The following is a 25,685-nucleotide window of genomic DNA, read 5'->3' as shown; positions in this document are numbered from 1 at the left end:
ATTTTTGATTATTAATATTAATTAGCTTGACGTTTTTTAAGATTATTTTCAAGTTTATTTGTACTCAAAAATGGATGGTCTTTGGATGAAGTATTTGACTGGAAAACCCGATCAAATCGTTTGGTTTTTTCAGAATATTTCCAAGTGATGTGATCAGGATCTTTTTGACGAATCCAGTCTATAAACTGCGGTTTTGTTTTCCATTTACTCAAGGTACTGGGATGAACGTTTAACCGTTTGGCGAGTTCTAATTGATTCAGAGAGTTGGGAATTTCGAGGGGGAGTTTAGTTGAAGCAGGGGGAACCGGAAATAACGCCACTTCATTCTTTTTAGCCGATTCAGATTGAGGGGGTTCAGGCGGTTGAGAAGGGGGAAGGGTTGAGTTTTCCTCGTGTTTTTGTAAGCACTCTATTTGATCATCCTCTGAACTCAGGAGCCAAGATTTAGCGGTTGAGAAGTAATAGAGAATTCCGCCTTGTTCGGTGACTTCAAACTGAGCGGAAAATTCAGTGGCTCGTTTGTCTAAATATTCTCGTACATTCTCAGCCGGAAGTTTAGCATTCATCGCTAAATCGAGGGGAGTAATCCAACCGTCATTTTGCCGAATTAAGCGATAAAAAACCTGATCGAGATGCGTTAATTGCTCCTGCTGTTTTTTGTGATAACGTTTCCAGATTCGCCACGCAGCGATTCCACCAGCCAACAGCAACAAAAGCGGGATCGTATCTTTCATTACGAGGAATCCTAGCGCAATTGCAATCCCAAAGGCAACATATCCGCTATCGTCCTTTTTCGGTTCGGGTGTATTTTGAGACATGGTTTTCTTTTGGGTGATACTTGCTGAACTGCTCATAATTTGCCATACTTGCGATGCAGAACTCAAGCGGTAATTTGGGGGTTCTTAGCGATTAACTCTCTACTTTGGTTGTGTGAGGAGCTTCAATGGATTTTAATGTTAGACGAGTGGTGACGTTCTTGACAGTTGCTGTCGTGATCGTAGGTTGTGCGGGAAATCGCCAGGATCAATGTCGTAAGCTGATGGAGGTTGTAGACCAAGGAAACTTGGCGATCGCTGTTCCGAATAACCAAGATAACAGCGCAACAACCCTTAGATTAGCACAAGAACTGAATCTTGTTGCGGATCAGATGCAGAAACTTTATTTAACTAAAGGTAAACTGAAGAAAATTCGCTTAGGTTTTACAGAAGTCTTTCGTGAATTTGCGGTGGTTCTTAACGAAATGGGTCAAGCATTAGAAGCGGGAGAAAAAACACCGATTAACCTCGAAGGTCGTGCAGAATTAGCCAAAGCAATCGAGAAGGTCAATCAAATCAGTCAACGAACAAATCCGATTAGTCAAAAAGCCGATAAACTGATGGCGGAGATGACTAAATATTGTCCGCCTGAGTCTCTAAAACCCGAAGAACCCAACTCATCAAAGTAACAGTTAACCCGGTTTAGAATGCTGATATATTATAGGGGCAGGTTTAAACTGTAAACTGTAATGAACCCGCCCCTACAAAACTCTTGCCTCTTGCCTTTTTTAATGATGAATTTCTAGACTCAAAACATAACGACCGAGTTGTAATTTTTCTGACCAAAGTTCGTATTCTAGTCGCAGAGATTCGGGTAAGGGAGAACCAATTAATTCTAAGTTGCGAGTAAAATTACGCAGTCTAAATTGACTCGGAACGGTTTCCGAGTCCGTTTGTAAATAATAACGACTAATCCCATACATCCCTTTTTGCCACAAATGACGATAGCTATATTTGCTATTTCCCTGCATGGTCATAACGGCTCGATAGGGGGAAACTTCTAGCCACAACAACCGGGGTTTTTGGGGCGTTGTGGGCTTGGGTTCAGGGTTAATGGTATCAGGTTCCCAGTCAAAAATTTCGGGTTCATGTAACAGCAAATGAAATTGTTCGTGATCTCTTTGATAGAGGGTTGCTGCTGTTTCCACGAGCGATCGCACGGGTAAGTCCACTGAAACGACAGAAAGACTTACAGGTTTGCGAGAATGTGTTAGCATATGCTTTATGATTAACCGTAAATCCCCAGTCTTAGTTGTCATTTAGTACAAGGAAAGCGGTAGGATGACTAGGGAAATCCATCCTATTCTTATCCTATGCTAACTGGGATTATTGAAACCAAAACTTCAGAAAGTCAACAGACTCTCACAATTGAGCCGCCAACATCGGGTTTATCTTTACAGGGTTCTATCCGTATACCTGGAGATAAATCAATCTCCCATAGGGCGTTAATGTTGGGGGCTTTGGCGACAGGAACCACAACCATTGAAGGGTTGCTTTTAGGCGCTGATCCGCGTAGTACCGCGAGTTGTTTTTCTCTGTTGGGAGCGCAAGTTTCCGAGTTAAATGAACAACGGGTTGAAGTACAAGGAATTGGCTTAGGTCAACTCCATGAACCGACTGAGATTTTAGATGCCGGAAATTCGGGAACAACCTTGAGGTTAATGTTAGGAATTCTTGCCTCTCATCGGGATCGCTTTTTTACTGTTACCGGAGATCATTCTTTAGTCCGGCGTCCGATGGATCGAGTCGTTAAACCGTTACAACAAATGGGGGCGATGATTTGGGGGCGTCAGGGCGGTTCTTTTGCGCCTTTAGCCATTCAAGGTCAACGCCTGAACCCGATTCATTATAATTCGCCAATTGCCTCCGCACAAGTCAAATCCTGTATTTTGCTGGCGGGGTTGATGGCGGAAGGGGAAACAACGGTGACGGAACCTGCGTTATCTCGGGATCACAGTGAACGGATGTTACGGGCGTTTGGGGCGACGGTGAAAGTTGATCCCCAGACCCATAGCGTCACGGTAACAGGGCCAGCAACCTTACAGGGTCAACCCGTTGTGGTTCCGGGGGACATTAGTTCAGCCGCGTTTTGGCTGGTTGCTGGGGCGATTGTCCCCGGTTCGGAGTTGTTGGTGGAAAATGTGGGCGTGAACCCAACTCGTACCGGAATTTTAGACGCTTTGGCGATGATGGGGGCGGATATTCAACCGGAAAATCAACGGGAAGTCGCCGGAGAACCTGTGGCTGATTTACGAGTAAAATACAGCCCATTGAAAGCTTGTACTCTAGAAGGCTCGTTAATTCCTCGTTTAATTGATGAGATTCCAATTTTAGCAGTTGCGGCAACTTCTGCACAAGGAACAACCATTATTCGAGATGCGGAAGAATTGCGAGTCAAAGAAAGCGATCGCATTACTGTGATGGCTACCGAATTAAACCGCATGGGGGCGAAAATTACCGAGTTACCCGATGGGATGGAAATTGTCGGCGGAACGGCTTTAACCGGGGCGGAAGTTGATAGTTATACCGATCATCGGATTGCGATGAGTTTAGCGATCGCGGCGTTAAAAGCCAGTGGAAAAACCACCATTGGTCGAGCCGAAGCTGCTTCTATTTCCTATCCTAAGTTTACCACAACTTTACAACAAATTTGCGGTTAAATTCTTAAAAAATTGTGGGTTAAAGATTAGCCGAAAAACCACAAAGACACAGAGAACACTTTAGAGAAAATCTTTGTGTCTTTGTGTCTTTGTGTTGAGTCTCCTCTATTTAAAGATGTTAAACAAAATCTTGTTCACTGATCTGACTGGGATTAACTCCCAGTAACACCGCTAAAAATTCTCCTGTTGACTGAACTTGAATCACCGTTCCGGTTGAACTTGAGGTAATATTTAACTGTTGAAACGTTAAGGGACTAATCAACTCAATCACATCTTGAGTATCAGTAAAATCAACAATAACATCCGCCGTTTCAACTGTATTTCCACCCGTTCCGAACCCAATGACAAACGCATCATTTCCTAAGCCACCTGTTAGGGTATCAGCGCCTAAATCTCCCATTAAGCGATCATTTCCAAAGTCGCCAAACAGTTGATCATTTCCCTCTCCACCCCACAAGCGATCGCTACCTCTGTCTCCATAAATAATATCATTTCCGGCATCTCCTTGCATTTTATCATCGCCTTGTCCACCAAACAAAACATCATCTCCTACTTCTCCGCTTAACGCATCCGCACCACTTTGTCCATAAACTAAATCAAAACCCCCTTCTCCAGACAAGCGATCATTTCCTTGATTTCCAAATAAAATATCATCAAAATCAGAACCAACCCCTGTATCATCTAATTCACTTAAACTGATAACCACAGGTTCGGAAAAAGTCTGTTGTTGTCCGATATTATCATTGTCGCTGATATTGACTGAAAGTTGATCAATTCCTAAGTTATCATAGCGGGAATCCTCGCTATTTACGGTATGAGAAATGGTTCCAATGTGTGAACCTTCCACAAGGCTATCATCAACCGCAGTCACCGTTAGGGTTTGCGAAATATTCCAGTTAAACGGAGTAAAGGTGAGGGTTTGTTTGTCCGTTTGAAGTTGAGAATTATGGTTAATATTAATCTCAACATTGGCTGTGGGTTCACTATTGAGGACTATCTTATAAACATCATTTCCAAACCCTTCAATTACATCAGTTCGACGCACAGGTTGAATCAGTGAAATTCCTGGTTCTCCAGGGGGTAAGGGTTCGTCATTTTCGATAATATCAACAGTGAGATTTTCCTGTATTCTCCCATCAATTCTGATCGGAGTATTACGATTATAATTGGAGTCATTACTAGAAATCGCATGATTAATTGTACTGGTGTGAATATCAGCTTCGACATCATCATCATCAATCGCTGCGACGGTAACAGTTTGCGGTTCATTCCAATTTTGTGGCGTAAAAATTAGGTTTCTTTCAGTTTCCGCACCCCTTCCTAAATCAACTTGACTATCAGGAGTAATGGTAACAGTAACATCGGCTGTCGGTTGGCTGTTGAGAACCACTCGGTAGGTATCGGTTAAGCCATCTTCGCTGACTTCTGTGCGGTTTGAAGTTTGAGTAATTAAGACTTCCGCAACATCATTATCCGACAAATTTACATTAACATTAGCAACCTCTAAACCGTCAAAATTTCGATCTGAACTCCTAACTGTATGGCGAATGATTTCTGTCGTATCTCCCTGAACAATATTATCATCCGTCGTGACAACAGTAACAATTTGGGGAATATTCCAGTTGGTTTCATCAAATTCAATTGCGAGGATTGAATTCAGGCGATCGCTTGTGTTAAACTCTATCGTAACTGGAAGTACGGGAGGTGAACTCAAAACAATTTCATAACTCGCGGTTGCTTCTCCTTCGGTTAAAGTTAGATTACGAGTATTAATTACAAAAATCTCTGCATCGACATCATTATCGAGAACTTCTACATTAACGGTACGAACTTGTAAGTCTCTATAATTTTCATCTTCGCTGACAATTTCATGGGAAATCGCGATTGTTTCATCTCCTTCTGGGATTAAATCATCTATCGCTTCAACGGTTACAGTTTGGGGAATATTCCAGTTATTAGAATTAAAGGTAATGGGATTAATCGGATTAATTTGTTCATTGGTTTCAAACTGAATAGTTACAGGAAGTTCAGGTTGTCGCGTTAAAACCAGAGAGTAACTATCCGTCTCCCCCTCTTCAGAAACCGTTAAATTTGTGGGTGCGATAGAAACATCAACAATATCATTTTCTGCAATTTCAATATTGACATCATCCAGGATAAATCCGTTATAATTTTGATCCTCGCTAGTCACAACATGAGTAATTAAACTGTTATGGGTTCTCTCTTCGACTAAATTATCATCAATGGCTAGAATTTCTATCGTTTGAGGAATACTCCAGTTGGTTTCATCGAAGGTAATTGTTGTAATCGGTTCAATTTGGTTATCGGTTTGAAATCGAATGGTAACAGGTTCAGTGGGAATGGTTGTTAAAACCAAACTGTAGCTATCGGTAATTCCTGACTCTGTAACCGATAATTCGGTTTGAGAAATATCAATTCTCGCCACTTCATTATCAATAATTTCAACAGTAGCCGTATTTTGAGTTCCGATTTCAGTTCCCACACTGGGATTAACCAACTCAAGGAAAAAGGTTTCATCCTCTTCAACTAAATCATCATCAATAATCGGTATATCAACTGTAGCAGTTCTTTGATTTGCAGCAAATCGAACCGAAATCAAATTCTCATCAAAATATTCTCCGGTGGTTGCGGTTCCCTCCGTTAATTCAACGTCTACCGTTGAAACTTGAGAAATATCTCCGGTACGATTAATGGTAATTTCAGCACCAACAATCGTTCCATCTTCATTGATTTGATAATCCGTTTGCGAAAATTCTACAGTTGGGGGTATATCATTATCGATAATTGTAATATTAGCCGTTGCTGTACCTAATAGAATTCCCTCTGAAGGATTAGATAAGGTTAATGTCGCCGTTTCATTCCCTTCAAAGACAATATCATCTAAGACTTGAAACGTCACACTAGCATTATTATTTCCATCAGGAATCGTAAGCTGAAAATTAGATAAGGTGTAATCGTTAGAGGTAATTCCAATTCCCGAAACATCCAGATTAACCGTTTGTTCCCCGTCTACATTCGCTGAAGCGGTAACGGTAACAGTAATTGCAGTTGTATTTGCTTCTTCTCCTGTCGTTAAATCAACTGATAAATCAACAATGGGAAGATCATTATCCAGGTTAGTTACTGTGATATTTTCCGGGTTGCGGTTGTTATAATTGGGATCATTACTAATCGCAGATTCGGTGATAATTCGGTACTCAATATCCCCGTCAACGAGAGAATCATCAACACCTGTAACTGTGACAATTTGAGGGGTTAACCAATTGTCGGGAGTAAAGGTTAAACTCGGCGGAAAAACAACACCTTCTAGTGAGTTATCACTGATTAAGTTTAGGGTAACATTATCAATGGGTTGAGTATTCAGTACGACTTGAAAAGTTGCGGTTTCTCCTGCTTCACTTGTTACCAGTCCACTCGTCGGACTGATGCTAATTCCCGGCGTTTCATTATCCGTATTAACGACTGCAATATCTTCGGGATTGAAACCGTTATATTTCCCATCGGAACTAATCGCATTGGCTGTAATAATGCTATAATTAATGTCACCATCAGCGATCAAATCATCAACACCTGTAACCGTTACTCTTTGTGTAAGTTGCCAATTTTGCGGCGTAAAAGTTAACCTTTCTCTAGACAGAATTCCTTCTGCGGTGTTGCTACTGATGAGGTTGAGAATTACATTAGCGGTGGGTTCAGAGGTGAGAAAAACATCAAAAGTCGCGCTTCCTCCCGCTTCACTGGTGACCAGTCCACTCGTCGGAGTCACAACAATTTCTGCTGTATCATTATCAGTATTCGTAACACTAATATCTGCTGGGTTTAACCGGTTGTAGTTGGGGTCAGTTGTTGTGATATCCGGTGTGGTAATGATAGTGTAAAGAATATCATCATCATCAATATTATCATCAACACCCGTCACCATCACCATCTGCGGAATATTCCAGTTATCGGGTGTAAATGTTACCGCGTTTGTAGAAACAATTCCTTCTGTAATATCGCTACTACTAATTCTAATGGTGATATCATCAACGGGTTCAGTATTGAGAAAAATTTCAAAACTATCGCTTCCTCCTGCTTCTGTCGTCAGCAAACCATTCACGGGAGTAATGGTAATTCCGGGTGTTTCATTATCTGCGTTAACGAGGTTAACATCTTCGGGGTTAATGTTGTTATAATTGGGGTCATTACTAACAGCAGTATCCGTAATAATAGAATAAGATAAATCCCCATCGGCGATATCATCATCAACTCCGGTAACAATGACAATTTGGGAAATATTCCAATTTTCGGGAGTAAAGATTACCTCTGAAATGGAAAGACTTCCTTCGTTGGGGTTACTACTATTGAGGTTAAAACTAACTTCTGCTGTCGGTTGGGAAGTCAGAAAAATTTCAAAAGTTGCGATATCTCCTGCTTCCGTTGTTGTGAGTCCATTAATTGGGGTAACAACAATTCCGACTTGATCATTATCGAGGTTCGTGAGGTTGATATCGGGTAAATTAAAGTTGTTGTAAGTTAAATCATTACTACTAACTGTTGGGGTAATACTGTAGTTAATATTCCCGTCAACGATATCATCATCAACTCCGGTGACTGTAAAAATTTGGGAGTTATTCCAATTTTCGGGAGTAAAGATTAACGTTTCAGCAGAAAGACTTCCTTCGTCGGGGTTGGTATTTTCTAAGTTAATAATAACGTCTGCTGTCGGTTGAGAGTTGAGAATGAATTCATAGTTAACGCTATCTCCGTCTTCTGTAGTAATCGCTTCAACGGGAGGGATTAAAGTAATTCCAACAACATCATTATCAAGGTTGGTTAGGGTAATATCTGCTAACTGAAACCCATTATAATTACTATCCTGACTAATAACGTTTGAGGTAACAGTATATTCAAGATCTCCATCAACAATATTATCATCGACTCCTGTCACCGTAAAAGTTTGGGGAATATTCCAATTTTCGGGAGTAAAGGTTATCGTTTCTGGAGAAACAACTCCTTCGTTGGAATTACTACTATTAAGATTAACAAGAACATCTGCTATCGGTTGAGAAAACAGAACTAATTCAAAGTCAATACTATCTCCATTTTCTGTCGTGATCAGTTGAGGAGGGAATATTCTTTCAATTCCAATAACATCATTATCTTCGTTAGTTAGGGTAATATCTTCTAACTGAAAATTGTTGTAATTATCATCCTCACTATTAACTGTTGTAACAATATTATAGTCAATATCTCCATCAACAATATTATCATCAACTCCCGTAACCGTAACCGTTTGAGGAATGTTCCAATTTTCTGAAGTAAAGGTGATGGTTTCAGTAGAAAGACTTCCTTCGTCGGGGTTAGTATTTTCTAAGTTAATAATAACGTCTGCGATGGGTTGGGAAAAAAGAACGAATTGATAATTAATGCTATCTTCGTCTTCTGAGGTAATGGCTTCAACGGGAGGAGTTAAAGTTATTCCAACAACATCATTATCCCGGTTTGTTAGGGTAATATCTTCTAACTGAAAATTGTTGTAATTATCATCCAGACTGCTAACTGTTGGGGTAATAATATAGTTAACATCCCCATCCACAATATTATCATCAACTCCGTTAACCGTAACCGTTTGAGGAGTATTCCAATTTTCGGGAGTAAAGGTTATTGTCTCTGCTGAAAGGCTTCCTTCGCTGGGGTTAGTATTTTCTAAGTTAATAATAACGTCTGCGGTGGGTTGGGAAAAAAGAACGAATTGATAATTAATGCTATCTTCGTCTTCTGAGGTAATGGCTTCAAGGGGAGGGGTTAAACTAATTCCAACCCTATCATTATCCGTAATGCTTAAAACATCTGTATTGTTGTCGGTGAGGAGATAATTAGAACCTTCTACGAGATTAAGTTGAACCGTTTCTTCGGGGTCAAAAATATCATCATTAACCGTAACAACATTTAAGGTTGCGGTGGTGACTCCGGCTTCTATTGTAAAAGTATTCGGCGTGATACTTGTAATTCCCGTTCCCGCTTCTAAGATATAATCATCTATGTCTGTTGCAAGACTTCCATTGCGATCAAACTCAACAATTAAAGGCTGGTTAACGGGTTCATCAAGGGTAATAGCAAAGCTTCCGATTTCGCCTTCTGTTGGGGAAGTATTCGCTGCAATGCTAACTTGAACCGTTCCCACTAAACTAATGGTTGTTTCTGCAATATTACTGTTAGAAGTGCCATCATTAACGCTAATATTAATAATGCGATCGCTTAAATCAGGATTGAGTATGCTATTGTTATAAACAATCTGATAAATCGCGGTTTGATAGTCTACTAGAGATGCGGTTCCTAACAGTTGTAATTGTCCACTGACAGAATTATAAGCAGTCGCCCTAATTCCAGCAGGAAGTAGTTCTTCATTAACTGCTAAACTCTCTGCTTGTCCATTTAAAGGATTGGTTAAAATAACTGTTGCAGAGGCTAAATTTTCGCTATCTGCATCCTCAATTTCAACATCAGTATCCGCCACCGCGACAGGGTTTCGTCCTTCGGTAAAGCGGGTACTGTAGTTGTTTCCAGTCATTCCGCTACTATCGTCTTCATCTAAGTCTAAAATAGGGGCAGTATTAGCGGTGATCGGTGTTGAAAATTCTGAGGTATTATTATTAATATCGGTCGCAGTAGCAGTAATTGAACGTTGGTCTGCTAGAAGTTCAACATCGAAGCTAACGGTAAACGGAATATTGCTGGTTGCTTGAGTTTCTCCTAAAAAAGTTCGTCCTTGGCGATCGCTTGCTCCGAGTAATTCATTGGCAAAAAATTGTATCGTAAAGGTAGAACCGGGCGTACTGTCAAGAATTCCTTGTATTTGAATACTTTCTTCTTCTAAAGTCGCCGTTAATAGGTCAGGATAATTTTGTAGCGTATTCGCCCCAGTATCCGCATCTCCAAAATCATTAATACTGGTTCCGTCATTATTAAGGTCAATCCCAATATCCGCAATACTTAAGCCATTATCAAAGATAGAATTGCTGAGAATTGCATTTCCTTCTCCTGACTCAACGGTAACACCATCTGCGTTATTAAAAGCGATAATATTTCCCGCTTCTGCGACGCCTCCAATGGTATTATTCTTCGCATTGTTAAAGACAAGAATACCACTTTGACTATTTCCTAACGGTGTATTTCCATTAGAAGTAGTCCCTATCCAATTTCCTTGAATCAGATTATTAATTGCTGCAACACCATTGAGTTCAATTCCGTTGGTATCATTTCCTGAGATTAAATTACCCGCCCCAGAAACGGTTCCACCAACTTGATTATTCTCCTCTTGAAATATCCCAATTCCCGCCCCACTATTTCCTAAATCGGCGGTTCCTGAAATGTTGGTTCCGATGAAATTTCCTTGAATAATATTATCCCCAGAAGTATCCATTTGAACTCCATTTCGACCATTTCCCGATATCAAATTACGAGTTTGTGGTGTCGTTCCCCCAATCAAATTGCCGCTAGTTCCCCCACCCAAAAAAATTCCATCTACTGTATTTCCGAGATCAATATTTCCGGTAACATCAGTCCCAATATAGTTCCCTTGAATGGTATTATTTCCAGCAGTAATCAAACGAATTCCTTCAGCAAAACGATTAATTACAAATCCTTTAACTGTACTATTTCCGGCGGTAATCGTTAAACCACTGACTAAATCAGAAATATTACTTCCATCGATTTCAATTAACGGCGTATTTGTATATCCAGGCTGAGAAGTTGCATCTAAAATCGCCGCATCAGTAACACTTGGAAGAGGAGAAACAGGTCGAATGCTAAAAGTTCCAGTATTGGGATTAAAACCGGGGTCAGTTTGGGGAATATTAAAGGTAATAATATGAGTTCCCGCAACTTGATTAGCAGTGGTAATTACCTGTCGCAATGAACCGACCCCAGAATCATTGGTATTGGTGACAATTAACGAGCGATCGCCGATAATTAAACTAGCAGTATTTAAAGTCGTTAACGCATATCCATTTCCCGGTTGTAAACTGACTTCTATCCTTTCATCAGTTTCACTAATATTATCAAAAACGGGAATAACTTCTAAGGTTGCTGTTGTCGCCCCTGCTGCAATTGTCAAACTATTGGCTGTGAGATTCGTGATATTATTTCCCGCCGCAAAGCTATAATCAAGGTTATTTGTTGCATCTCCAGCAATATTAAAATTAATCGTTAATCCTTCAGGGGGAACAGGTTGATTGATACTGATTTCAAAAATACCATTCGTTTGTCCGTCTTCAATCGGATTGATTCCGGGTAAAATGGTAATCGCTGGATCAATTGTTGAGATAAAAACATCTGAAACGCCGTTCGTATCTCCTGGCACTAAATTATCCGCAAAGGATTCAAATACAACGAAATTTCCATCACCCGAAACCACCGCTTGAAACGAATTTGCATTTCCTTCGTTACCTGTATCACTAATAGAAACTCTGGTAATCAGACCATTGCCTTGATCAAAAATTCCATCCCCATCAGGATCACGATCATGAACAAAAATATCTTCAACGCCGTTATTATCACCGATAACAAAGTTAGAAGAACGAGAACTAAAACCAACAAATCGACCATCATCTGATAGACTCGGTTGAGAGGAAGCTTGATTTCCACCCATACCATTTGAGTCTTGAGAAACGCGAGTTGTTACTCCGGTTTGACGATCATAAACAAAGATATCTAAAGCGTTATTATTATCTCCTTCTACTAAATTGCTGGCTAAAGACTCAAAGGCAATAAAGCGATTATTACCCGAAAATATCGGCTCAAAAGAAGCATTATTCGCTTCAACTCCATTAATTCCTAATGAAATACGAGTGATAATACTATTACCTTGATCAAAAATCCCATTTCCATCAGGATCGCGATCATGAAGAAAAAGATCTCGAACCCCGTTTGTATCGCCTGCAACCAAGTTGTTGGCGTTGGACTCAAACACCATAAACCGCCCATCACTAGAAATAGAAGGGTCAAAGGAGTCATCATTTCCCTGTATACCAATCCCATTCACCGACATTCGGACGGTGCGACCATTTCCCTCGTCGAAAATTCCATTCCCATCGGGGTCGCGATCATGAACAAAAATATCCCATGCCCCTTGATTGTTGTCTCTGGCAACCAGGTTATCCGCCCGCGATTCAAAGGCTACAAACCGTCCATTGGGGGTGATAACGGGATTTCGCGAGGAACCGTTTCCACTGACTCCATTTGTATTAATAGAAACTCGGGTTGTCGTATCATTTTCTTCGTCAAAAATGCCGTTTCCATCGGCATCGCGATCGCGAACAAAAATATCCCATTCTTCAGCGTTATTATCTCCAAGCGCGAGATTATTGGCTTTAGATTCAAACGCTACAAACCTTCCATCTGGGGTGAGAGCGGGTAAAATCGCATCAGAAAATGCTCCCGATTTATCGTTTCCTTCTTGTCCAAAACTATTAACAGAAACGCGAGTGGTAATTCCTGTTTGGCGATCGCGAAGAAAGACATCTGAAACGCCGTTGTTATCATCAGAAACTAGATTATTTGCATTAGATTCAAAGGCAACAAATCGGCTATCTGGGGAAATTGTACCATCTTGAGAACCCGAATTCTGTGGATCGGGAGCAGCTTGTTCACCTTGCGAATTGACTGAAACTCGTTCAATTGTAAAAAGGCTTTGATAGTTTTTTTGAACGTCCTCAACAAAAGCAATATTTGAGATAATATTTCCGATTTTAATATCAAGTTCCCAGTTTCCGCCTTTATTTTTACAACCGACTGGGGTACTAGAAGCGGCAATATTTGCTCCCGTGAGTTGATGTAAATATTGGATAAAATCTGTACTTTTTTGAGCCAGATTACAACCATACAGCAGAATTTCTGAAACGTTCCACTGTTGGAGTAAAGCCCGATATTGATCTAGATTCTCTAAACTTAAATTAAGATTTCCAAAGTGTAAAATATTGGCTGAAGCGTGCGTAACCAGATGTAGGCTTTTAACCGGATCAATTGCGGTTTTAATAGCGCTTGTAATTTGTTCAATTGCATCTCGGTTCGGATGAAGTGTTAAAACTTTTGCACCCCGACGAACCCCTGAAATTAATCTAGCAATATCAAACAAATCGGCGGCGAATACGACTAACATTCCTTGAGATATCTGTTTGATACTCAATGAATCTTTCACTAACAATGTTTGACTAGAGATCACTTTCATTTTGACCTTTTTTGATAATTTATTGTATTGTTTATCGATGTCCCTGATAGAAATATGAAATACTTAAATATTTGCTACAGATGTTTCGAGGTTCTCCATCCTTCTTTGTCCCTTTTATTCCCCCTCCCGCCCCGATCAATCCCCCCTTGATCCCCCCTTAAAAAGGGTGGGGGGGAATATGAGGGAATATGAGGAGAATAATAAAGAAAGTCCCCTTTTCTAAGGGGGATTTAGGGGGATTAATGATCTGTAGCATTCTTTTTTCGATTTCATATAATTTTGTCAATTTCAACATGGGTGTAAAGTGAGTGAACTTGATTTCAAAAATACAGATTACCAAGGACTTCCAATTAAAGTAAAACCTGCCCAATAATAGGGATGAGTAAAAACAGTATTTCCTTGGCTTATAAGTTCAGTGGGAAGCTGAATTTCTCCGATGAATGTTGAACTTAATAAATAACCAGACTCAATCGTGATTTCACCTCTTAACATCGCAATTTGAGCATCACGAAAGGCTTGAGAAAGTATCGGTTTGTTTCGTAATTGATTGTAAAATTCAATCATTAATCCTAACGTTCCCTGATCGGAAACATACCATAAACTCGCTAACGCCGAAGGAACCCCAGCTTGTACAGCTAATCCGGCAAATCCTAATTCCGCACTCTCATCTCCTATAGCCGTTCTACAAGCACTTAAAACCAACAGTTCAGCCGGGGGATTATCCCACTTCCAACCCAATTGTTTTAAGTTATTTAAGGTGAGTTTTTGATCCCAAAATTGGATGTATGAATTTTTTGAATCACCCGGATTAAATTCGCTATGAGTTGCTAAGTGAATGATATTATAGGGGTGATTAATTCGTTGTGTTCTAAAGTTATTGATAGTAAAGTCTTCATTGATAAAGTATTCTCCTCCTAGCTCTTTAGTGATTGATCTGACTTCCAGTGGAACCGCAGGTAAAGGCGGTTGTTCCGTAAATTTAGAAGCTCCCATTGCTAAAACTCGCGGCTCATTGAGAGGATTATCGCGAATATCCATTAAACTGAAACTGGGAATCAGACTAAAGTTGTATTTTTCAATCAAAAACTGTTCCCCATCATGCAAAGCTGCTAAGGGTAAACTGCGTAATCCCCGATCCATAACAAACAACAAGGTATCAATCTTTTGAGAGTCTATAGCCTCTTCTAAAGGTGACACTAACCATTGATAAAGCTGTTGAGATAGAGGCTTATAGCTGCTAGTATACCGTTTTCGAGCATCGGTAATTTCCAGACGAAATTGATTGGAAACTTCTATTAATTCCTGACGATTAACATTTTCAATTTTTTTTTGGATTGCATCTCCTTTTGCTGAAATTGCCATCAGAATCAACTCATTTGACTGAGCCAAAACATAAATCATTGCTGCTTTTGTGCCATACTTTTTATCCATTTCACTGAGCTTGTCTTGAATCTCCCGAAGCGAAACTTGACCTTCAACATCCTCAATATTTTTACCCAAATAGTTGAGATACTCCCAGCTATAAACTTGATCGATTTGGGATACAGCTTGCTCAATATTATTGCTATCAAAACTCTCAGTTAACTCCGCACGAGCGAGTTGAATCGCCTCTTGAGGATTAAACTCAGAAGCCGTATTTGGATCGGTTATCACTGAGTTATATCGAAGTAACCCAATCGTACCATCTGCATTCTGTTGAACCGTTGTTGCACTGCTATTATCTTCTAGAAGACTGACATCTAACCCAGAATTCCTTAGAGAAATACTTCCATTTTGCAGTTCCTCTACTGGCGAACTAAAGCTGTTTTTCCGTTCAACTAATTCTGCTTCAATCACTGTCGTAACATTCTCCTGTTGTTCTGGAGTTAAAATCCTTGTTTCTGGAGTTGAAGGAACTTCCGGCGGTGGATTATTATTCGGTGGATTTACGACAGGAGGATTCCCCGGATTATTAGGAACTTCAGGAGTTTCATTCCCCGGATTATTAGGAACTTCAGGAGTTTCATTCCCCGGATTATTAGGAACTTCAGGAGTTTCATTTCCGGGATTATTAGGAACTTCAGGAGTTTCATTCCCGGGATTATTAGGAACTTCAGGAGTTTCATTCCCCGGATTATTAGGATTATTTGGATTTTCTTCTCTAGGAACATCAATTGGAGGATTATTACCGGGATTTGTCGGTAATGAAGGTTCCTCTGGAGGTTCAACGGGAGGCGGATTTTCAGTTATCGGTTCCTCTGGTTCAACGGGAGGCGGTTCAGTGGGTGGGGGTTCAGTAGGAGGTTCTTCTACAGGAAATGGAGTTGTACGAATTGTGATATTTCCTTGTCGAAAAATCCCGTCTGTTGTGCGAGGAACTTCAAACTGAGGTGTAATTTGTGCTGAACGACTCGTGATGCTTCTCGCAGTACCATTAGTTGTCGCATCTCCAATAATAAAAGGCGTTTCACCACCCCCATGTTCAATCGTAATTGAACCGTCTATTTGACCATTTGCAGAAGAAATACTCGGGGTATTATTATTCGGATCAATTAATGTACCCACGCGCAACAAATCATCGGTAATAATCTCAATATTTCCGCCAGATGAATTGATATTTCGAGCGATAATAATATTATCAATAGCTTGGAGATTAACTTCTCCCCCTTGGGTATTAATTTGATCGACAACAATTCGACCTGTAGAGTTTAGAATAACCGGCCCACCTGCGGTCGTTACATTACCCACAGTCAGATTATTATTTCCTGATGCGGGTCTTTGCAAGAAAAATGTGCCTTCAACGGAAGTATTCGAGTTTATATTGGCAGAATTCCCGAGATTTTGTACTCCTGAACGTAATATTAATGCTGGACTACTACTGAGAATATTCGCTTCCGGGTCAGCCGAATTCGCAAGGTTAATATCAGCCGTTGTAATATTAATATCACCCCCAATAATCGCTCCGGTTGCTTCTACTTTTAAAGAGGCGCCTTCGTAGCTACCAAAGACAACATCTCCATCAGAATAAATAATCGGGTCGTACAAGCTTATAAACGTTCCGCCTGTACCTATAGAATTGAGAATGTTAAAATTTCCGCCTGCGTTGAAGTGACTATCGCCTGAAATAATACCATCACTCACTAAAGTCAGATTTCCTGCCGCTTGAAAGGGTGCAGAACCTAAAATATTAATCGAATCGAGGGCGAGAATATCAATATTTTGCAAACCTATAACGGTTAGATTTCCACCTGCAATCGCCGAGAAAGGATGAGTCAAACTATCGCGAACTCGCACCGTATTTCCAGCCAGTAAATTTAAGTCACCTGTCGTTTGTAACGAACGTTCAGCAATGGTGAGAGTATTAGCTGCTTTTAGAGTAACAGTTTCACCTGTAACGGCTAAATTATTAGGATCTAAATTCTGTTGAGGCGTAACTGCAATATCCCCAGATTCAACAATTTGACCTGAAGTTAACACAATTTCACCATTAGAATTAACGATAATTTCGTTGGCGGTTGTTGCATCTCCACCTGTCAGAAGTTCAGGTAAAGACAGAGGAGTAATACTGGGTTGATTGCTAACAGAGTTAGCAGGAAGTGCTGCAACTTCAAGATTTAATAAATGTCCGGTTTGAACAATTCGCACCACATTTTCACCGGGAACCGTTTGCACTGAAACTGTTCCTTCTGGGGCGGCGAGAGTTCCTGTACTAATAATCGTTCCAGCAACAAGAGTTAACTGTTGTTCTGAAGAAACAGCGAGTTCACCGAGATTAATAATAGAACCGGGATTTTGAGTATCGAAGCGAAAACTGTTGGGAGTTCCGACTAAATTTGACCAATCCGAATTTGAGCTAACATCAAACCAAGTATTCGCACCAAATCCAATCCCGTTAGCCGTCGTTGCGGTAAAAGAAGCGGGAATATTTAAACTCGCATTTGCACCGAAAATAATACCCGCAGGATTCATCAAAAACAGGTTAGAATTGCCACCTGTAACTTCAATTAAGCCATTAATAAACGAAGCATCTCCCCCAACTACTCGTCCTAAGATGTTGCGAATATTAGGATTTGATAAAAAATTAGCAATTTGTCCTTCAGATAAATTAAACTGCTCGAAACTATGGAACAGATTTTGACCATCTCGACTCACAGAACCGCCATTAATATCAAAACGATTTCCCTGGCTGTTGATAACAGTTCCGGTTCCATCTGGGGCGGGCGTAATTGTACGGGTTTGGGCGTAGGCGGTAGAGAGGTTAACGCTCTGGAGACTCAAAGCTATCAACAGTAAACTCAAGCGATTTGAACTCGCTTTCATGGGGTACACCTCCTGGTTGATAGATGTTTCATTACCCTACACTCCCCTGACGAATCCTCATCCCTTCTCCATTCTATCTATCCCTTGTCAAGATAGCGGATTTTCACCTCTTAGGGAACAGGGAATAAGCAATCTTGCACTCATGCACTCATGCAAAAGGGAAAAAACGGATAACTGGTAGGGGTGGCTTGATGAATGACCCCTACTAAAAACTGGTTACTACTCTTTCATTTCTACCGCTTCTTCTGTTCCCAAAAGTGATTTAATTTTTGCCCACAGTTGTAAATCGTTAAAATCGTTAATAACCAGTGACGCACCAATGGCTTTAAGAACAGCAGGTTCGTGGGTTGACGCCACACCAATCGTATAAATTTCTGCCCCAACAGCCGAACGAATTCCTGAAGGAGAATCTTCAAATACAATGGCTTCTGAAGGTTGAATTTTACACTGTTCTAACGCATATTGATAGGGCGCGGGATCGGGTTTTCCAGCAATCATCTCTTCCCCTAAAACCACAAATTCAAATCGTTCGGTTAGCTGCAAAACTTCTAACATAAATCGAGCATTTTCACGGGGTGCATTCGTGACGACTGCTTTTCTTAAACCTTCTGTTTCAATCCAAGTCAGCATCTCCATTAAACCTGCTATCGGCTGTAATTCTAGGGCGATTTCCCGGAAACGAGCTTCTTTGTATTCCGCAAGTTCTGCCCCTTCACTGACTGAAAGTTGGGGAATCAAGTCTTGAATAATCTGAGGATTTTGACGGCCGCTAATATAGGTTTTATAAAAGGAATGGTCGATTTCTGTGTTATAAGTTTGTAAAATTTCTTGCCAAACTTTAAAGTGTAAAGGGTCTGTATTGACTAAGGTTCCATCTAAATCAAAGAGAATCGCTTTCAGCATGATTTCAGGGGTGATGTTAATTGATGATCGAATTTTAAACGTTTATTTTTGAACTGAACCATCCGGCATGATCGCTTCTTTAAAGCTTGCCCCATTAATATCTGCTCCTTCCAGTTGAGCCGCGTTTAAATCAGCCTGATTCAAATTAGCTTTGGTGAGTTTAGCATTGCTCAGTATTGCTCCTCTTAAAAAGGCTCCGGTGAGGTCAGATCCCGTTAAATTAGCATCGGTTAAATTCGCTTGGGTTAATGCAGTTGAACTCAAATTTGCTCCACTTAAATCCGCTTGACTTAAATTAACATTATCGAGAATTGCACCACTTAAATTAGCCCCTTTTAAGTTCACTCCACTGAGGTTAGAACCGTTTAGTTTTGCACCAGACAAGTCGGCACCTTCAAAGTTTTCTCCCGTTAAATCACAGTCAAAACATTCTTTGGTTTCGCTTAAGCGTTTGGCTGCATTTTCAGAAGTCGTTTTACATCCTGTTACGACAATCAGCAATAAAACCAATAAGAGTGGAAATTTTAACTTCATTTTTAGCATGGTATTCCATCAACAAGTTGATAGGCGTGAACAGATGAACTTACGATGACCAAGATCGACGCCAGTGAAAGAGATTTTCGATCCAATCTATTAATAGGGTATTGCACCGACGCTGATGTTGCAACCAAGCGATCGCCGTTTGTTGACTCATTTGGGAGAAAGTCGGCCAAATTTGGGGAAGTTGAGCGATCGCCTGAATTTTTAAGCCTTGACGGATGGCGAGGGCGATGAGACTAATCATCTCACTGGCTTGTGGCCCGACAATGGAAGCCCCTAAAATTTCACCATTTTGATGTCCGATCAACTTAAAAAAACCGACGGTTTCTTCTTCAATGATCGCTTTGGGTAAATGTTTAAAATAATCCCGATAAACGAGAATATCATCTCCGTAGCGACGTTTGGCTTGGGTTTCCGTTAACCCAACTCTCGCTAATTGAGGATCGGAGAAAACTGCCCAAGGTACACCTTGATAATTGACCTGAAAAATCGGCAAATATAAAGCATTTTTCAGGGCAATTGTTGCTTCATAGTTTGCCAGATGAGGGTAAGAATATCCCCCGGATAAATTACCACAGGCGTAAATCCGGGAATGGGTGGTTTGGAGTTTTTCATTCAGGCGTAAATATTCCCGGTTGAATGCAACTCCAAGAGCTTCTAAATTTAAACGGTTCAGTTGAGGCTGTTGTCCGGCAGCGACGATAATTTCATCAACTTCAATCGCTTTATTTCCCGCTTGAATCCATTTTTTATCCTGAATTTTTTGGGCTTGAATCACTTCTGTTTGAGTTAAAATTTTAATTCCGACCGCTTCTAATTTAGCTTGGATTAAGCCAGCCGCTTCAGGATCTTCTTTACCTAAAATATGATCATGTTTAATAATCATTGTCACATTTGAACCCAGCCGCGCAAAGGTTTGAGCGAGTTCAGTCCCGCTCGGATCACCGCCAATGATCGCCAAATGTTCAGGAATTCGAGTCAGTTTATTAATCGTTTCAGCCGTCAAAAATCCCGTTAAAAGTAGCCCTTCAATCTCGGGAATTTTCGGTTGGGAAGCAGTTGCCAATAAATAAGTTCGCGATCGCAAAGTTCGTTGATTGACAACAAAAGCCAGATGGGGTTGGCTAACAAACTCCCCTTGTCCAAAAATCACATCAACCCCCAAAGCGGCTAACATTGCGGGAGAATCTTGTTCTTCGAGGTTAGAGACAACAGCCTCCATCCACTGTTTAGTTTGCCGCCAGTTGAGAGAAAGGGTTTGATCGAGGTTGCAGTTGTCGCTTGTCGAGTCCCAACCCAATTGTTGCGATCGCTCAATCTGTCGAACCGTTTCTCCCACAGATCGCAAGGCGGCACTGTATCCCCAACGCCAACACTGACCCGCAAAAGTGGGTTTTTGAGGTTCGACTAGGGCAACACGGGCTTGCAGTTGGGTTGCCAAAGCCGCCGCATAGCGTCCAGTTGGACTGCCACCAATTATCACCACATCGTAGTCAATCATAGAACAACCCGTGAGAAGCTGAATTAGAGAGATGGCCAAAGGTCTGTTAAAGCCGTTAAGAGGCGTTGATTTTCCGCTTCTGTGCGGATAGCGACTCGAAAGTAATGTTGACCGAGTTCCCCAAAGCTGAGACAATCTCGAATTAAGATCCGATGACGTTGCAACAGCGTGATTTGTAATTCGGGGACGGGTTGGGGTGAATACACCAGCAGAAAATTAGCAGCACCCGCATAGGGGCGTAGTCCGGGTAATTGCCCTAAACCCGTCAGCAGTTGGGAACGAGCGGTTGTTAACCAGTCCCAAGTGTATTGTTGAAAAGCGTGATCTTGAACGACTGCCGTACCGACCGCCGCCGCTAAAACGTTAACCGGCCAGGGATCACGCCACTGTTGCCAACGACGAAGCCGCTCGGGGTGAGCGATCGCATAACCTAACCGCAATCCAGGGATGCTGTAAAATTTGGTCAGCGATCGCAAAATCACTAGATTTTTGTATTCTGGCACTTTTGCCACTAGACTTTGTTGCTGTTGAGGCGGGAGAAAGTCCATAAAAGCTTCATCAACAACCACCAGATCAAACTGTTCGAGGTAAGGTTCAAGGACTTCCTGAGAAAACAGCCGACCTGTGGGGTTGTGAGGATTATTCAGAAGTAGCCCCCCTCGCTTGTCCAGTCCCGGTGAAGCCAATGACCACTGTCCCTCATTTTCTGATAGGGGCCATTCAATCACATGAGCTTGAAAAGCACTCAGCGATCGCCGATAGTCTCCAAAGGCAGGCGTTAGCAGATAGGTAGTCTGCTGTTGAGCCAGTTCCCATCCTGCCCAAGTGAGTAACTCAGCCGCTCCATTCCCGGGTAATATCCAGTCTGCCTCTAGAGGGGAATGGATCTGACTCAGAGCTTTTCGCAATGTCCGATATTCGGGATCGGGATAGGCTCTGAGATCGCTCAGATGGGTTTGAATGGCTTCTAACGCCGACTGCGGCGGCCCCCAAGGATTGATACTAGCCGAAAAATCCAGAATATCTGAGGCAGAGCAGCCCGCAATTGAGGCTGCCCAAGTGAGATTTCCACCGTGTCCTGGTCTGGCAAGCGGTTGGGCTAACACGATTATTCCTCTTTGGGAGCTACCTTTTCCTTGAACAGTTTACCGGCTGAGAAGGCTGGAACCCGAGTGGCGGGAATTTCCATTTTTTCTCCAGTTTTCGGATTGCGTCCTTCACGCGCTTTGCGTTCACGGGATTCAAAGGAACCAAAACCCACTAGGGTTACTTTGTCGTTGCGCGATACCGCTTCCATAATGGTATCGAGGGCAGCCGTCAAAACCGCATCCGCTTGTTTTTTGGTTACGCTGGCCCGTTCAGCCACAGCATCCACTAATTCACCTTTATTCATAGAACCTCCTTGTCTGGAAACCCCGCATCACAAGGGATCGGGGTGGAAAACAGATGAAAAAACAACTGATCAATTCAAATGCAGGACAAAAGAAAAATTGCTTCTGTCCTACTGGACTCTTGACAAAGAGTGCCAATCTGCTATGAACTTGTCAAGTGATTGTGATCACGGATAGTCTTTGGATCGAAATTCAACGTGACTATCGCTGTAACCCTCACAGTATCTCACTTGCACTGACTTATTCTAATGTTTTTAAGTCGAATATGGATCAATTAAATCTTTAAATTTATATGGATTTGAGGCAATTTTCTAATTTTGATTCTGTTTTGGCCCAAAAAAACATCCCCTGTTTAGAGGATGGGAGTCAACAGTCACCAGCGCGTTCCTTGCGACGGGCGCGGTTTCCGGCGAGAGCGCGAACTCCGGTCTTGGTGGTTTCCATCAAGGAGCGCGAACTCCGGTCTTGGCGGTTTCCGTCGAGGAGGAAGTTCGCAAGAGAGGAAGTTCGCAATCTTAGCAAAGTTTGTAAGAGAGTCACCAGTGATGTAGGGGCGGGTTCCACATCGATGTATGTTTCTCACAGATCACTGGCATAAACCCGCCCAAGACAGTTATCAATGCTCATATCTACTGGTCGGTCAATGTCTACTGGTCACTGTCTAACGTCGTTGTTGTAGCATTTGTTGGGCATCAGGGCTAACGTTGTATTCATAGCCAAACGGTGCGCGATCGGATTCATCCATAATCATCGGAGTCACCAACACCACAACTTCGGCGCGTCCGGTTTCACGGGTTGAACTTCTAAATAATGCCCCAATAATCGGCAAATCCCCTAAGAATGGAATCTTACTCGCAGTCACCCGATCTTGTTCTTGAATAATTCCAGAAACAATTAATGTCTGGCCATCCCGCAAGCGAATTCGTCCCGAGTTAAAGCTCCGTTCTGCGGTTTCTGTGGCAAAACTACCGTCATCAGGACTAGCCAAGGGAAGGCGGTTTGTAATGGCTGTGACGACCGGGTTAACATTAATGGTCACAAATCCATTATCATCAATCCGCTCTACGTTAACGGAAACCTCCAGACCGACATCTTCAAAAGTCGGCTGTCTTTCAGTTCGTTGACCCCCATCGGTTTCAATGGTATCGGTATCAATTCGTTTAACGATGTTCTCAACCAGTCGCACCGTTGCAATTTCGCCTTCCTGAACCAACAAAGTCGGATCGGTGAGAATCTTGGCGTTGCGGTTTTGAATCTGAAATTGTAAGGTTTGTAGGAAACGACGGGGATATTGGAACAGAGGGAAGGTATCAAATTCAACTTCACCCGCATCAAAGGTACCATCTTGATTGCGCTCAAACGGATCAAAGTCAGAAATCCCGACGGCTTCAGAACGACTGGTAACAGGAGAAATCGGCCGCAATGTTACCCCACCTCGTCCGGGTGCAGTTAACGGAGTAGTTGTGGTTCCATCTCGGTCAAAAAAGGGTTCTTGGTTCCCAACGGGGTTATTGGGGATAATCGGTCGAGCGTTAATTCCAGAGGTAGAAGTTCCGCGAGAAGGGGGATTATAGGAACCGAAGTTCAGAGCCGCCGCACCCCCATCATTAACAAAGAAGGTTTGATCAACTCCGAAGGAGAAACTACTGCTGAAGGAATCCTCTCCATCGAGGGTAATATCAAGAACTTTGACATTGACAGCCACTTGACGTTTACGCAAATCAAGTTGAATAAGTTGGGCAGAGGCGAGTTCTACCAAGTTCGGCGGGCCGATTAATGTCAGACTATTGAGACGTTCATCAACAACGATTTGCATCCCTCGCAGAAGCGGAATAGAGTCTTGAGTTTGTACCCGCAGGGTTTCCACAACAGTTGTCACCTGAGTATCGGTGGTGGTCAAGGCTTGGGTACTTCCGGGGATATTCACGGAGTTGGCGCGAGTCACCTGTTGTTCTCGGGTAATGGAACGTTCAGCCCCCATACTGACGAGAAAACCTGCGGCTTCTCCGGCTGGAACTTGATTCAGTCGGAAGGAGCGAACCACGACATCGCGAGCAGTATTGGGCAATTTGCGACCCACAAAGATAGTATTTCCTTGGCGGTTGGCTTCCAGTCCACTCAGACGCAGAACGTAGTTAAAGACATCCTGAACGGACTCATTTTCGATATCAAGAGAAATCGTCACATTTGCTGAACCGCCTGGAGTCCCTCCGGTTTGTCCGGCTTCTCCTAAGTCGGGTGCAAAAGCAACATTCAGTCCGGCTGTGCGAGCCAATAGAGACAGAACATCTCGGACTAAAGCATCTCGTAACACTAAACGCGGAATGACTTCTGTCGTGTTCAAGTTAACGGCTTGAACGGCTGGATTAACGTTAGAAACGGCAATATCCCCAACGGGTGGAGCAACAGCCCGAGGTAAAAACGGAGGAGTTGGATCAACAGAGCGTCGCGCATCTGGAGTCAGTTGAGGATTGGTGCTTCTAATCGCGGGATCAGGGACAATCGGCTGTTGTTGAGACGGAGAGCCAGACGGGGGCGGAGTGGGTTGTTGTGCGAGGGAACCCCGGTCAATCTCGACTTCCGGGTTAGGCACTAATACATCCGGTGAGGGGGAGGACGTTGCAGGAGGCGGAGAATTGGCCGGGACGTTGGCAGTTGCTCCGCCTGATATCATACTGATGACAATGCCGCCAGCAGCCCCTTGAACCACTCGGGCATCGGGTGGACTGCTGGCTCCGGTGACAATCACTCGAACGCTGGTGGGATCAAGTTGAGTGACAACAATCGAGGCAATTCCAGGGGCAGGATTGTTTTGTTGGAACATCTCCTGACCCATATTAAGCTGTGTGTTGATCACATCAGCGACAAAATCATTGCCTCGTCTAACGACGAAAACCTCGGGACGCCCGCCGCCTTCGGTGACGAGAACAAGATTAGTCTCACCGTTGTTTTGAACAATTTGAACATCTCTAATAACGGTAAATGCAATTGCTGGCGCCTGTGCCATGAGAACTACAGCAGCTACCGCCAGTCCTGATCCGTATCCTATAACTTGTTTCACGTTCACTCCTCAACTGGACTGTGTTTATTGCTTAGGATTAAAGGTTCTTGTGTTAATCTCAAACTAAAATTTTGGCAAGACTTTCCCGAGTTTTTACTCAGTAGTCGGCTTTAAAATGGATTGTAGGCGATCGCGTTGCCAAAGTTACGAGGTTCAAGCTATTTTTTTTTAAATAAAGTCAAATGTTTTAGATCGACTAGCCAGACAGGTTAGAGCATTTGTCCCATCCTGTCAAGCTCTGGGCTAATTTGATTTCAAAAAATTAATAACCGCGCTCAGTCTGA

Annotated in this window: 12 protein-coding genes; 2 read left to right on the top strand and 10 right to left on the bottom strand. The window is 42.2% G+C overall.

Going from position 1 to position 25,685, the window contains the following annotated elements; all coding sequences use genetic code 11:
* Positions 1 to 17 precede the first annotated feature (17 nt).
* Positions 18 to 854 carry a hypothetical protein gene (locus VB836_RS05565; protein WP_323218391.1) on the bottom strand — a complete coding sequence of 279 codons (837 nt, stop codon included), beginning with the start codon at positions 852 to 854 and terminating at the stop codon, positions 18 to 20.
* Positions 855 to 943: 89 nt separating this feature from the next.
* On the opposite strand from VB836_RS05565, the gene VB836_RS05560 reads away from it, so the two are divergent.
* Complete coding sequence (locus VB836_RS05560; protein ID WP_323218390.1) at positions 944 to 1,444, top strand: hypothetical protein; 501 nt, start codon at positions 944 to 946, stop codon at positions 1,442 to 1,444.
* 99 nt (positions 1,445 to 1,543) lie between these two features.
* On the opposite strand, the gene VB836_RS05555 is transcribed toward VB836_RS05560, so the two are convergent.
* Positions 1,544 to 2,032, bottom strand: coding sequence for a hypothetical protein (locus tag VB836_RS05555; protein WP_323218389.1), 489 nt, complete (start codon positions 2,030 to 2,032; stop codon positions 1,544 to 1,546).
* Positions 2,033 to 2,128: 96 nt separating this feature from the next.
* Here VB836_RS05555 and aroA point away from each other — a divergent pair, with 96 nt between their 5' ends.
* Positions 2,129 to 3,475, top strand: coding sequence for a 3-phosphoshikimate 1-carboxyvinyltransferase (gene aroA, locus VB836_RS05550; protein ID WP_323218388.1), 1,347 nt, complete (start codon positions 2,129 to 2,131; stop codon positions 3,473 to 3,475).
* Between the two features lie 118 nt (positions 3,476 to 3,593).
* On the opposite strand, the gene VB836_RS05545 is transcribed toward aroA, so the two are convergent.
* From VB836_RS05545 to VB836_RS05510, 8 genes are all read right to left on the bottom strand, one after another.
* Complete coding sequence (locus VB836_RS05545) at positions 3,594 to 13,706, bottom strand: DUF4347 domain-containing protein (RefSeq protein WP_323218387.1); 10,113 nt, start codon at positions 13,704 to 13,706, stop codon at positions 3,594 to 3,596.
* Between the two features lie 333 nt (positions 13,707 to 14,039).
* Positions 14,040 to 18,005, bottom strand: a complete 3,966-nt coding sequence (locus tag VB836_RS05540; protein WP_323218385.1) for a CHAT domain-containing protein — start codon at positions 18,003 to 18,005, stop codon at positions 14,040 to 14,042.
* 219 nt (positions 18,006 to 18,224) lie between these two features.
* A complete protein-coding gene (locus VB836_RS05535) occupies positions 18,225 to 18,908 on the bottom strand; it encodes an HAD family hydrolase (RefSeq protein WP_323218384.1) in 684 nt (227 codons plus the stop codon).
* 42 nt (positions 18,909 to 18,950) lie between these two features.
* Positions 18,951 to 19,451: a pentapeptide repeat-containing protein gene (locus VB836_RS05530; protein WP_046278623.1), complete on the bottom strand. Its 501-nt coding sequence runs from the start codon at positions 19,449 to 19,451 to the stop codon at positions 18,951 to 18,953.
* 40 nt (positions 19,452 to 19,491) lie between these two features.
* Entirely contained in the window at positions 19,492 to 20,949 is a 1,458-nt protein-coding gene (locus VB836_RS05525; protein ID WP_323218383.1) for a dihydrolipoyl dehydrogenase family protein, read from the bottom strand.
* Between the two features lie 23 nt (positions 20,950 to 20,972).
* Complete coding sequence (gene cobD, locus VB836_RS05520) at positions 20,973 to 22,058, bottom strand: threonine-phosphate decarboxylase CobD (RefSeq protein ID WP_323218418.1); 1,086 nt, start codon at positions 22,056 to 22,058, stop codon at positions 20,973 to 20,975.
* Positions 22,058 to 22,342: an HU family DNA-binding protein gene (locus VB836_RS05515; RefSeq protein ID WP_046278626.1), complete on the bottom strand. Its 285-nt coding sequence runs from the start codon at positions 22,340 to 22,342 to the stop codon at positions 22,058 to 22,060. The genes cobD and VB836_RS05515 overlap by 1 nt, the downstream gene beginning before the upstream one ends.
* 659 nt (positions 22,343 to 23,001) lie before the next feature.
* Positions 23,002 to 25,401 carry an AMIN domain-containing protein gene (locus VB836_RS05510; RefSeq protein WP_323218382.1) on the bottom strand — a complete coding sequence of 800 codons (2,400 nt, stop codon included), beginning with the start codon at positions 25,399 to 25,401 and terminating at the stop codon, positions 23,002 to 23,004.
* Between the last annotated feature and the right edge of the window lie 284 nt (positions 25,402 to 25,685).

The sequence above is a fragment of the Limnoraphis robusta BA-68 BA1 genome (assembly GCF_034932365.1).
In the GTDB taxonomy this organism is placed as follows: Bacteria; Cyanobacteriota; Cyanobacteriia; order Cyanobacteriales; family Microcoleaceae; genus Capilliphycus; species Capilliphycus robustus.
Note: the sequence above shows the minus strand (reverse complement) of the source record. Positions and strands in the feature narration are given on the sequence as shown.